We start from the raw sequence: 12,110 nt of genomic DNA on the forward strand, positions 1-12,110 counted from the left end.
ATGTACGGCCCTTCGGCACGTCCTCAGCCACCCGCCCCCGGCCGTAACAAGCCGGTGCCGCGTGGCGCCAGCCGGATGGTGGCCAAGGAGCCACTGTCGGCGCGCCTGCCGAAGGCCAACTTCAGTTTTCTGAAGCGCCTGTTCTGGCCGGTGTTGCTGGTGATTCTGGGCTTTGCCACGTACGAGGGAGCTCAGCGCCTGCTGCCGTATGCCGATCGCCCGATTACCCGTATCAACGTGCAGGGCGATTTGAGTTACATCAGCCAGCAGGCTGTGCAGCAACGTATCGCTCCCTATGTGGCGTCGAGTTTTTTCAAGATCGACCTTGCCGCCATGCGTACCGAACTGGAGCAGATGCCGTGGATCGCGCATGCCGAAGTGCGTCGCGTCTGGCCGGATCAAGTGGTGATTCGTCTTGAAGAGCAACTGCCGGTGGCGCGGTGGGGCGATGAGGCGTTGTTGAACAACCAGGGGCAGGCTTTCACGCCACGTGAACTGTCCAATTATGAACATCTTCCCCAGTTGTTCGGCCCGCAGCGGGCTCAGCAACAGGTGATGCAGCAGTATCAGGTGTTGAGTCAGATGTTGCGCCCGCTGGGCTTCTCCATCGTACGCCTGGAGCTGCGCGAGCGTGGCAGCTGGTTCCTGACAACAGGCGCCGGTAGTGCAGGCCCGGGTATCGAATTGTTGCTTGGACGCGACCACCTTGTCGAAAAAATGCGCCGCTTCATCGCGATTTACGACAAGACGCTTAAAGAACAGATCACGAACATCGCGCGCGTCGACCTGCGTTACTCCAACGGCCTTGCGGTCGGTTGGCGCGAACAGGCAGCGCCGACGACGGAAAAACCCGCCGTCGCGAAGAATTGATAAGAGGCAGGACCATGGCAAACGTGCAAAGCGGCAAAATGATCGTCGGGCTGGATATCGGTACCTCCAAGGTGGTGGCGCTGGTAGGCGAAGTCGCGGCCGATGGCTCGCTGGAAATCGTGGGTATCGGCACCCACCCCTCCCGCGGCCTGAAAAAGGGCGTGGTGGTGAATATCGAGTCGACCGTGCAGTCGATTCAGCGCGCAATCGAAGAAGCGCAGTTGATGGCCGGTTGCCGCATCCACTCGGCCTTCGTCGGTGTCGCGGGCAGCCACATTCGCAGCCTGAATTCGCACGGTATCGTGGCGATTCGTGATCGTGAAGTCAGCTCTGCGGACCTGGAGCGCGTGCTTGATGCTGCTCAGGCAGTGGCCATTCCTGCCGACCAGCGCGTGTTGCACACCCTGCCTCAGGATTACGTGATCGATAACCAGGAAGGCGTACGTGAGCCACTGGGTATGTCCGGTGTACGTCTGGAAGCCAAGGTGCACGTAGTGACTTGCGCAGTGAATGCCGCGCAGAACATCGAAAAGTGCGTGCGTCGCTGCGGCCTGGAAGTCGACGACATCATTCTCGAACAACTGGCTTCGGCCTATTCGGTTCTGACCGATGACGAGAAAGAACTTGGCGTCTGCCTGGTGGATATCGGCGGCGGCACCACCGACATCGCGATTTTCACCGAAGGCGCCATTCGTCACACCGCGGTGATCCCGATTGCCGGTGATCAGGTGACCAACGACATCGCCATGGCGCTGCGTACACCAACCCAGTACGCCGAAGAAATCAAGATTCGTTATGCCTGCGCCCTGGCCAAACTGGCCGGTGCCGGCGAAACCATCAAGGTACCGAGTGTGGGCGACCGTCCACCTCGCGAGCTGTCGCGTCAGGCGCTGGCTGAAGTGGTCGAGCCTCGTTACGACGAGCTGTTCACCCTGATCCAGGCCGAACTGCGTCGCAGCGGCTACGAAGACCTCATCCCGGCCGGCATCGTGCTGACCGGTGGTACGGCGAAAATGGAAGGTGCGGTCGAACTGGCCGAGGAAATCTTCCACATGCCGGTGCGCCTGGGCGTACCGCACAGCGTCAAAGGGCTCGCAGATGTCGTGCGTAACCCGATCTATTCAACGGGCGTAGGCCTGTTGCTGTACGGGCTGCAAAAACAGTCGGACGGCATTTCGTTGTCCGGGATTGTCGGCAACAGCAGTTACAGCGACGAAACCAAGGCTCCGGTGCTTGAGCGGATCAAGCGTTGGGTGCAGGGCAATTTCTAAGTTTCAGGTTGTAACGTTTCAGGGCGACAAAAAAGCAGTATCGGCAGGCAGTAGGCAAAACTAACTAGAAAGCGGAAGGAGAGAGAAAATGTTCGAACTCGTAGACAACGTCCCGCAAAGCCCGGTCATTAAAGTTATCGGCGTAGGCGGTGGTGGCGGCAACGCCGTCAATCACATGGTCAAGAGCAACATCGAAGGCGTGGAATTCATCTGCGCCAACACCGATGCTCAGGCGCTGAAAAACATCGGCGCGCGGACCATTCTGCAACTGGGCACAGGCGTGACCAAAGGTCTTGGCGCTGGCGCCAACCCTGAAGTCGGTCGTCAGGCCGCCATGGAAGACCGTGAGCGCATTGCTGAAGTCCTGCAAGGCACCAACATGGTGTTCATCACCACCGGCATGGGCGGCGGTACCGGTACCGGTGCAGCGCCAATCATTGCTGAAGTGGCCAAGGAAATGGGCATCCTCACGGTAGCAGTCGTGACCCGTCCGTTCCCGTTCGAAGGTCGCAAGCGTATGCAGATCGCCGATGAAGGCATCCGCATGCTGTCCGAAAGCGTCGACTCGTTGATCACCATTCCCAACGAGAAGCTGCTGACCATCCTCGGTAAGGACGCCAGCCTGCTGTCGGCTTTCGCCAAGGCTGACGATGTACTGGCCGGTGCCGTTCGCGGTATCTCCGACATCATCAAGCGTCCGGGCATGATCAACGTCGACTTTGCCGACGTTCGTACGGTCATGAGCGAAATGGGTATGGCGATGATGGGCACTGGCTGCGCCAGCGGTCCGAACCGTGCACGTGAAGCGACTGAGGCAGCCATCCGTAACCCGCTGCTCGAAGACGTCAACCTGCAGGGCGCTCGCGGCATCCTGGTCAACATCACTGCCGGTCCTGACCTGTCTCTGGGTGAGTACTCGGACGTGGGTAGCATCATCGAAGCGTTCGCTTCCGAGCACGCCATGGTCAAGGTCGGTACTGTTATCGATCCGGACATGCGTGACGAGTTGCACGTGACCGTGGTTGCCACCGGCCTGGGCGCGAAAATCGAGAAACCTGTCAAGGTCATCGACAACACGCTGCAGACCACCCAGCAGGCTCCTGCACACCAGGCAGCCCGTCAGGAAGCGCCGTCGGTCAACTACCGCGATCTGGATCGCCCTACCGTTATGCGCAATCAGGCACACGCCAGCGCTACCGCTGCGGCAAAGATGAACCCTAACGATGACCTCGACTACCTGGACATCCCGGCTTTCCTGCGTCGTCAGGCCGATTGATGAAATGTATCAGGGGTATTAGGGTGATTGGTGTTCAGCAAAGGCATGGTCTGCTATTATCGCCAGCCTTTGTTGATACCAGTTCGCAACTTGCGCTGAAGCGGCCCATGCCATGATTAAACAACGCACCCTGAAAAATATTATCCGTGCCACAGGTGTAGGCCTGCACTCCGGGGAGAAGGTTTACCTGACCCTCAAGCCCGCACCTGTGAATACCGGCATTGTGTTTTGCCGAGCTGACCTTGACCCCGTCGTGCAGATACCTGCGCGTGCGGAAAACGTCGGCGACACCACCCTTTCGACCACACTGGTGAATGGTGATGTCAAAGTTGACACGGTAGAACACTTGCTCTCGGCCATGGCTGGCCTTGGCATCGATAACGCCTACGTCGAGCTCTCTGCCTCCGAAGTCCCGATCATGGACGGCAGCGCAGGCCCTTTCGTATTCCTGATTCAATCGGCAGGCCTGGAAGAACAGGACGCGCCGAAGAAATTCATCCGGATCCTGCGTGAAGTCACAGTGGAAGAGGGCGGTAAACGCGCTACTTTCGTGCCTTTCGAAGGCTTCAAGGTCAGTTTCGAGATCGATTTCGATCACCCCGTCTTCCGTGACCGCACCCAGAGTGCAAGCGTGGACTTTTCCAGTACTTCCTTCGTGAAGGAAGTCAGCCGTGCCCGGACCTTCGGGTTCATGAGTGATATCGAGTACCTGCGCAAGCACAACCTCGCACTCGGCGGCAGTGTGGAAAACGCCATCGTGGTCGACAAGGACGGCGTATTGAACGAAGACGGCCTGCGTTACGAGGACGAATTCGTCAAACATAAAATCCTGGACGCCATCGGTGACCTTTACCTGCTCGGCAATAGCCTGATCGGGGAGTTCCGTGGCTTCAAGTCAGGACATGCACTGAACAATCGTCTTTTGCGCACGTTGATCGAGCAGAAAGACGCCTGGGAAGTGGTGACCTTCGAGGATGCCAGTACGGCACCTATTTCTTACATGCGCCCTGTCGCGGCGGTGTAAGCAAGCTTTACTCTCTTTCCTTTTGTTCTTTAAAGGCTGCCCTCGGGTGGCCTTTTTTTATGGGTTTCTTCCGCAAATCGAAGGTTGGGTTGACGGCACATCGCTGTCTCTTATCATTAGTGATTAACGGCATGGATTAGCCGTGGATTCAGGCTTATGGAGTGTGTCTTGATCAGATATATGAATGCGGTTGCAGTGCTGACATGTGCGGCCTTCGCTTCTGTTGGCTGGGCCAGGGATGACGCTGCGAATTCGCCTAAGGCGGGTGGGCGTACCTACGCGCAAAACTAGTCGAGTCAGAAGTGAAGGGCGTTCGCTTTGACCTGCTGAAGTGCCTGGATCTTTATCACAGCAAAGAGCTGGACAGTCAGGTCAAAGAGCTGGTTATCAAGCCTGACCACACTTACCGCCAGGATAACCCGCCGAAGACGAAATGACGTACGTCCCGCTTGGCTGCCTGTTTCCCGGCCTCTTATTTCCTGTCCCGGGCATGGCTGGCGAGTCGCTCCAGTGCGGCGCGCAGCCTGGGGTCGGTGATGCCCTCGGCAGTGGCCTGGATGTTTTCGGCGGCGACGGTCGACAGGTCGATGGTGTGGGTCGCGGCCCCGCGAGGCGCTTCGGGCGGCTGGACCTTGAAGACGATTCTGGTCAGGTTGACGAAGTCGTCAAAGGCGATCAGTTGTCGATGCAGGCGCTTTTGTTGATAACGCAGGCGCGTGGCCCAGTGGCCGTCGGTCACGATCAGCAACAGCGTGCCCTCGCGCCATGAGGCCACATGGCAGTGCTCGCGCGCTGCCGGTTGCAACTGGCTTTCGAGCAAGCGTTGCAGGTGGCTCAGGCGTTCGGCATGGCGAAAAATAGCCTTCAGGGGCTTGGCTTCGCGCAGCAGAACCGCAGGGGGGCGGGCATTGAGGGGACGAAAGGCCATGGGTAAGTGCCTGGTAACAAGATGAACATCTTAACAGAAAGCATTCTGACGGCTGCTTTCCGAGGCGTTTCCGTGCTTTCATATGCAAATCAATGAGTAACTTCCCCGGTTTATGGGTTGAAGTGCTTGAAAATGGCCCCATTGTAAATCTGCCCCGTCACAGCGCTGTGCCAGCATCGTGGAATAACGCCACTTTCCTCACCATCGTTTCCGGGTAGAATGCTCGTTCGCATGTGGCCATCTGGGCTGCACGGGCGACTCACGGGGCCGCCCTCCATTCCTATGTGTGGAAGATCCTGTCGATATGTTTGCGCCTTTGTTGAAAAAACTTTTTGGAAGCAAGAACGAGCGTGAAGTCAAACGCATGCTCAAGACGGTACAGATCGTCAATGCCTTCGAAGAGCAAATGGTGGCCCTTTCGGACGAGCAATTGCGCGCCAAGACCGAAGAGTTCAAGGCCCGCATAGCCAAAGGCGAGACCCTCGATCAATTGCTGCCTGAAGCCTTTGCCGTCGCTCGTGAAGCGGGCAAGCGTGTCATGGGCATGCGCCACTTCGACGTTCAGTTGATCGGCGGCATGACCCTGCACGAAGGTCAGATCGCGGAAATGCGTACCGGTGAAGGTAAAACCCTCGTCGGTACTCTCGCTGTGTACCTCAATGCATTGTCCGGCAAGGGCGTTCACGTAGTTACCGTGAACGACTACCTCGCTCGCCGCGATGCCAACTGGATGCGCCCGCTGTACGAATTCCTCGGTCTGACCGTAGGCATCGTCACGCCATTCCAGCCACCGGAAGAGAAGCGCGCCGCATACGCTGCCGACATCACTTACGGCACCAACAACGAATACGGTTTCGACTACCTGCGCGACAACATGGCGTTCAGCATGGACGACAAGTTCCAGCGTGAACTCAACTTCGCCGTGATCGACGAAGTCGACTCGATTCTGATCGACGAAGCGCGTACGCCGCTGATCATTTCCGGTCAGGCCGAAGACAGCTCCAAGCTGTACACCGAAATCAACCGCCTGATCCCCAAGCTCGAGCAGCACATCGAGGAAGTCGAAGGCGAAGTCACCAAGCCGGGCCATTTCACCGTTGACGAGAAGACGCGTCAGGTCGAGCTGAACGAAGCCGGTCACCAGTTCATTGAAGAAATGCTCACCGAAGTCGGCCTGCTGGCCGAGGGCGAGAGCCTGTACTCGGCGCACAACCTTGGCCTGCTGACCCACGTCTATGCCGGTCTGCGTGCGCACAAACTGTTCAATCGCAACATCGAATACATCGTTTCGGACGGTCAGGTTCTGCTGGTCGATGAGCACACCGGTCGTACCATGCCGGGTCGTCGCCTCTCGGAAGGTCTGCACCAGGCCATCGAAGCGAAGGAAGGTCTGAACATCCAGGCTGAAAGCCAGACGCTGGCTTCGACCACGTTCCAGAACTACTTCCGTCTCTACAACAAGCTGTCCGGCATGACCGGTACAGCCGATACCGAAGCGTTCGAATTCCACCAGATCTACAATTTGGCCGTGATGGTCATTCCGCCGAACAAGGCACTGGCGCGCAAGGACTTCAACGACCTCGTCTATCTGACGGCGGAAGAGAAGTACGCGGCCATCGTGACCGACATCAAGGCCTGCATGGCGGAAAACCGCCCGGTGCTGGTCGGTACGGCGACCATCGAAACGTCCGAGCACATGTCCAATCTGCTCACCAAGGAAGGTATCGAGCACAAGGTTCTGAACGCCAAGTTCCACGAAAAAGAAGCAGAAATCATCGCACAGGCCGGTCGTCCGGGTGCGCTCACCATCGCCACCAACATGGCCGGTCGTGGTACTGACATTCTGCTGGGCGGCAACTGGGAAGTCGAAGTTGCCAACCTGGAAGACCCGACCCCGGAGCAGATCGCACAGATCAAGGCTGACTGGCAGAAACGCCATCAGCAAGTGATCGAAGCCGGTGGTCTGCACGTGATTGCCTCCGAGCGTCACGAATCGCGTCGTATCGACAACCAGTTGCGCGGCCGTGCCGGTCGTCAGGGTGACGCCGGTTCCAGCCGTTTCTACCTGTCGCTTGAAGACAGCCTGATGCGCATCTTCGCCTCTGACCGGGTGAAGAATTTCATGAAGGCCCTGGGCATGCAGTCCGGTGAAGCCATCGAACACCGTATGGTGACCAATGCCATCGAGAAAGCGCAGCGCAAAGTGGAAGGTCGTAACTTCGACATCCGTAAGCAACTGCTTGAGTACGATGACGTTGCCAACGAACAGCGCAAAGTGATTTATCACATGCGTAACACGCTGCTGGCCGCCGACAACATTGGCGAAACCATCGCCGACTTCCGTGAAGAAGTGCTCAATACGCTTATCAGCCAGCACATTCCGCCGCAGTCCCTGCCTGAGCAGTGGAATGTCTCTGGTCTGGAAGCTGCGCTGAATACCGACTTCGCTGTGCAACTGCCGATTCAACAGTGGCTCGATGAGGATGATCGTCTTCACGAAGACAGCCTGCGCGAGAAAATCATGGCGCAGCTGCTGGTGTCGTACAACGAGAAGGAAGATCAGGCCAGCGCCGAAGCGCTGCGCTCCTTCGAGAAGCAGATCCTCCTGCGTGTGCTGGACGATCTGTGGAAAGATCACCTGTCGACCATGGACCACCTGCGTCACGGCATTCACCTGCGCGGTTACGCTCAGAAGAACCCGAAGCAGGAATACAAGCGCGAGTCGTTCACCCTGTTCCAGGAGCTGCTCGATTCGATCAAGCGCGACACTATTCGTGTCCTGTCGCATGTTCAGGTTCGTCGCGAAGATCCGGAGGAAGAAGAGACACGCCTGCGTCGCGAAGCCGAAGAACTGGCCAGCCGCATGCAGTTCGAACACGCGCCAGCGCCGGGCATCGATCAGCCGTTGCTGGATGAAGAGGGCGGCGAAGTACCTGTTGCAGTCGCTTCGGAACCCGTGCGCAACGACCAGAAACTGGGTCGCAACGAGCTGTGCTGGTGCGGTTCGGGCAAGAAATTCAAGCACTGTCACGGCCAGATCAACTAAGCCTTTGACCGTGTAATACCTGCGCCGCGACCGGCTTGCCCGTCGCGGCGTTTTTTCATTGATAGCCGTACCGATGTGGACGGCGCCACACTCCTTGAGGAGCACCCCGATGGCTGTTGGTCTTGGTCCTTTGCCTGCGTTGCACCCGGTTCCCGGTTTTGAACTCGGCATTTCTTCTGCCGGCATCAAGCGTCCGGGGCGCAAGGACGTCGTGGTCATGCGCTGTGCCGAAGGCTCCAGCGTTGCCGGTGTCTTCACGTTGAACGCGTTTTGCGCCGCTCCGGTCATTCTGGCCAAGCAGCGTGTGCAGGGCGTTGTGCGTTACCTGCTGACCAACACTGGCAATGCCAATGCGGGTACCGGCGAGCCGGGTCTGGCTGCGGCGCGTCGTACCTGCGAAGCGCTGGCGCAACTGACGGGCGTTGATGCGTCTGCAGTGCTGCCGTATTCAACGGGCGTAATCGGCGAGCCGTTGCCTGTGGAAAAGATCGAAGGCGCCCTGCAAGCCGCGCTCGACGATCTGTCTGTGGATAACTGGGCCGCTGCGGCAACCGGGATCATGACCACCGATACCTTGCCCAAAGGCGCAAGCCGCCAGTTCACTCACGATGGCGTCACCATCACCGTGACCGGCATCAGTAAGGGCGCGGGCATGATTCGCCCGAACATGGCGACCATGCTCGGTTACATCGCGACCGATGCCAAAGTTTCGCAGAGCGTCTTGCAAGACCTGATCCGCGACGGCGCCAACAAGTCGTTCAACCGCATCACCATCGATGGCGATACCTCGACCAACGACTGCTGCATGTTGATCGCGACCGGCCAGGCTGATCTGCCCGAAATCACCGAAGCCAAAGGCCCGCTGTTCGAGGCTTTGAAGAAGGCCGTGTTCGACGTCTGCATGGACGTCGCTCAGGCCATCGTGCGCGACGGCGAAGGCGCGACCAAATTCGTGACTGTCGAAGTCAATGGCGGTGGCAATCATCAGGAATGCCTGGACGTCGGCTATGCCGTCTCTCACTCACCCCTGATCAAGACCGCGCTGTTCGCCTCCGACCCGAACTGGGGGCGTATCCTGGCCGCTGTCGGCCGTGCGGGCGTGCCGAATCTGGACGTGAGCAAGATCGATGTATTCCTCGGTGGCGTCTGTATCGCCAGCCAAGGCTGCCGAGCGACCACCTACACCGAAGAGCAGGGTTCGGCGGTCATGGCTGAAGAAGAAATCACCATCCGTATCGAACTGGGTCGTGGTGATTGCAGCGAAACCATCTGGACCACCGATCTTTCTCACGAGTACGTGAAGATCAACGCGGAATACCGCACCTGATTCAACGTCCGGCGTGTGGGCAGCCTGTCTTCGCGCCGGACTCAGTGGAGCTGAACCATGAGCCTGCATCTGATTATCGGCGACAAACGCTACTCCTCCTGGTCGCTGCGTCCATGGCTGGTGCTGGAAATGACCGGCGCGCCGTTCACCGATCAGGTGATCCGCCTCAACCAGCCTGATACCCGCCAGAACATCCTCAAATACTCTCCGACCGGCAAGGTGCCTGCACTTCAGTGCGAACACGGCACGATCATCGATTCTCTGGCGATCTGTGAATACCTGGTCGAGCGCTTCCCTGATGCGGCGCTATGGCCGAGCGACACCGCTGCCCGAGCTCAAGCTCGCTCGGCATGCGCGCAGATGCACAGCGGTTTCGTCAGCCTGCGCTCGAACATGCCGATGGACCTGCGCCATGATCAAGCGCTGGAAGTGATTCCGGTCGACACCCAGAACGACATCGACCGCATCGTCGCGCTGTGGGCCGAGTGCCACGCCGCGGCTGCTGAAAGCGGTCCGTTCCTGTTCGGTAAACCGAGTATTGCCGATGCGTTCTTCGCACCTGTGGCGATTCGTTTGCGCAGCTATCGTGTCGAGTTGCCGGCAGAAGCGCTGGCTTACATCGAAACCATCTACCACTGGCCTGCCTTCAAGCGCTGGCAGCAGGCTGGTCTGCAGGAGTCCTGATCGTGAAACGAGTGCATGTGGCCGCCGCTGTTATCCGTGGCGCAGACGACAAAGTCCTGATCGCCCGACGTGCCGACAGCCAGCACCAGGGCGGGCTCTGGGAGTTTCCCGGTGGCAAGGTCGAGGCGGGCGAGACCGTTGAGGCGGCACTCGCACGTGAACTGCAGGAAGAGCTGGGCATCGTGGTGACCACTGCTCGTCCATTAATCAAGGTGTGCCACGATTATCCGGACAAGCAAGTGCTGCTGGATGTGTGGGAGGTTTCTGCATTCACCGGCGAGCCGCATGGCGCAGAAGGTCAGCCGTTGGCCTGGGCGACGCCTCGGGAGCTGGCCAGCTATGAGTTTCCGGCGGCCAACCAGCCGATTGTCGCAGCGGCACGCTTGCCTGGCGAATACCTGATCACGCCTGACGGGCTGGACAACATCGAGTTGTTGCGTGGCGTGCAGAAAGCAATCGCCGGTGGTATCAAGCTGGTTCAGTTGCGGGCACCGGGCGGCTACGATCCGAAGTATCGCGATCTGGCAGTCGATGCAGCGGGCTTGTGCGCAGGCAAGGCGCAACTCATGCTCAAAGGCCCTCTGGAGTGGCTGGGGGACTTTCCGTCCGCTGGCTGGCACCTCACGGCGGAACAGCTGCGCAAGTACGCCAGCCGCGGCCGTCCGTTCCCTGAGCATCGCTGGTTGGCTGCGTCCTGTCACAACGCAGAAGAACTGGCCCTGGCCGAACAGATGGGCGTGGATTTCGTCACCCTGTCACCGGTCCAGCCAACCCTGACCCATCCAGATGCACAGCCACTGGGCTGGGAGCAGGCGACACAGTTGATCGCAGGCTTCAACAAACCGGTTTTTCTGTTGGGTGGGGTAGGCCCTGCGGAACGTCAAAAAGCCTGGGAAGGCGGCGCGCAAGGCGTGGCTGGAATCCGCGCGTTCTGGCCTGACGAGATCGTCTGAGTCGCAAAACAGGACGCAGAGCGTCCTGAACGGCATGGCAACGCAGAGCGTCGCACGATAGTTGAGATTATCGTTCCTTACGCTCCAGCGTGGGCATGCCTTTCACGACGCTCCGCGTCACACGCAGCCCGCCTGCCAATTAAACCGGCTTGGGCGCGGGCTGCCAGAGTATCTCGGCAATGCCCTGTCTTCTGGCGATCAATCGGGCGGCGACAAACAGCAGGTCCGACAGCCTGTTGATGTACGCCAGCCCTGCGCCTTCCAGCGGTTCTACTGCGTTCAGGTGCTGGCAGCGGCGTTCGGCGCTACGCGCCAGGCTGCGGCAGATGTGCGCTTGGGCGATCAGCGAGGAGCCGCCCGGCAGGATGAAGTTTTCCAGCGGCCCCAGCTCGTCATTCCAGACATCAATCGCCGCTTCCAGCCGCTCGACCTCGGCGCTGTTCAGCGCCTTGTAGCTCGGCATCGCCAATTCGCCACCCAGATCAAACAACCGATGCTGGCAGGGCGCAAGCACCTCAATCACTTCATTGAGCGCCGGAACGCGCTGAGCCTCGTCAATCAACCCCGCCAGCAACAGCCCCAGCTGGCTGTTCAGCGTATCGACCTCACCAATGGCCTCGACGCGCGGGTGATCCTTGGAGACACGGCGGCCGTCACCCAGCCCGGTTTCTCCGGTGTCGCCAGTGCGTGTGTAAATCTTCGACAAACGAAAGCCCATTGCGATGGCTCCT

10 protein-coding genes and 1 pseudogene are annotated in these 12,110 nt (G+C 59.1%); 9 read left to right on the top strand and 2 right to left on the bottom strand.

Going from position 1 to position 12,110, the window contains the following annotated elements; translation table 11 throughout:
* The 5 genes and pseudogenes from N018_RS04655 to N018_RS26090 all read left to right on the top strand — a co-directional run.
* Positions 1-870: a cell division protein FtsQ/DivIB gene (locus tag N018_RS04655; protein ID WP_007248946.1), complete on the top strand. Its 870-nt coding sequence runs from the start codon at positions 1-3 to the stop codon at positions 868-870.
* 14 nt (positions 871-884) lie between these two features.
* The gene (gene ftsA, locus N018_RS04660; RefSeq protein WP_024645925.1) at positions 885-2,141 is read left to right on the top strand and encodes a cell division protein FtsA; all 1,257 of its coding nucleotides are present in this window, start codon (positions 885-887) and stop codon (positions 2,139-2,141) included.
* A gap of 88 nt (positions 2,142-2,229) precedes the next feature.
* Positions 2,230-3,417, top strand: a complete 1,188-nt coding sequence (gene ftsZ / locus N018_RS04665; RefSeq protein WP_024645926.1) for a cell division protein FtsZ — start codon at positions 2,230-2,232, stop codon at positions 3,415-3,417.
* Positions 3,418-3,529: 112 nt separating this feature from the next.
* On the top strand, positions 3,530-4,441 hold the full coding sequence (gene lpxC, locus N018_RS04670; RefSeq protein WP_002555040.1) for a UDP-3-O-acyl-N-acetylglucosamine deacetylase: 912 nt from the start codon (positions 3,530-3,532) through the stop codon (positions 4,439-4,441).
* Positions 4,442-4,728: 287 nt separating this feature from the next.
* A pseudogene (locus N018_RS26090) lies at positions 4,729-4,878 on the top strand (T6SS amidase immunity protein Tai4 family protein); the annotation flags it as partial.
* Positions 4,879-4,913: 35 nt separating this feature from the next.
* Here the strand turns inward: N018_RS26090 and N018_RS04675 are convergent.
* The gene (locus tag N018_RS04675) at positions 4,914-5,369 is read right to left on the bottom strand and encodes a DUF721 domain-containing protein (RefSeq protein WP_025388935.1); all 456 of its coding nucleotides are present in this window, start codon (positions 5,367-5,369) and stop codon (positions 4,914-4,916) included.
* A gap of 304 nt (positions 5,370-5,673) precedes the next feature.
* Between N018_RS04675 and secA the strand changes: the two genes are divergently transcribed.
* The 4 genes from secA to N018_RS04695 all read left to right on the top strand — a co-directional run bounded on the left by secA (position 5,674) and on the right by N018_RS04695 (position 11,379).
* On the top strand, positions 5,674-8,415 hold the full coding sequence (gene secA, locus N018_RS04680; protein ID WP_025388936.1) for a preprotein translocase subunit SecA: 2,742 nt from the start codon (positions 5,674-5,676) through the stop codon (positions 8,413-8,415).
* A gap of 109 nt (positions 8,416-8,524) precedes the next feature.
* Positions 8,525-9,742 (top strand): bifunctional glutamate N-acetyltransferase/amino-acid acetyltransferase ArgJ, encoded by a 1,218-nt coding sequence (gene argJ, locus N018_RS04685; protein ID WP_025388937.1) that lies wholly within the window; start codon positions 8,525-8,527, stop codon positions 9,740-9,742.
* A 57-nt stretch (positions 9,743-9,799) separates the two neighbouring features.
* Positions 9,800-10,426 carry a glutathione S-transferase family protein gene (locus tag N018_RS04690; RefSeq protein ID WP_025388938.1) on the top strand — a complete coding sequence of 209 codons (627 nt, stop codon included), beginning with the start codon at positions 9,800-9,802 and terminating at the stop codon, positions 10,424-10,426.
* Between the two features lie 2 nt (positions 10,427-10,428).
* On the top strand, positions 10,429-11,379 hold the full coding sequence (locus N018_RS04695; RefSeq protein WP_025388939.1) for a Nudix family hydrolase: 951 nt from the start codon (positions 10,429-10,431) through the stop codon (positions 11,377-11,379).
* A 139-nt stretch (positions 11,380-11,518) separates the two neighbouring features.
* Here N018_RS04695 and N018_RS04700 read toward each other — a convergent pair whose 3' ends face one another.
* The gene (locus N018_RS04700) at positions 11,519-12,097 is read right to left on the bottom strand and encodes a cob(I)yrinic acid a,c-diamide adenosyltransferase (RefSeq protein ID WP_024647240.1); all 579 of its coding nucleotides are present in this window, start codon (positions 12,095-12,097) and stop codon (positions 11,519-11,521) included.
* Positions 12,098-12,110 lie beyond the last annotated feature (13 nt).

It is taken from the genome of Pseudomonas syringae CC1557 (assembly GCF_000452705.1).
GTDB classification, from domain to species: Bacteria; Pseudomonadota; Gammaproteobacteria; order Pseudomonadales; family Pseudomonadaceae; genus Aquipseudomonas; species Aquipseudomonas syringae_F.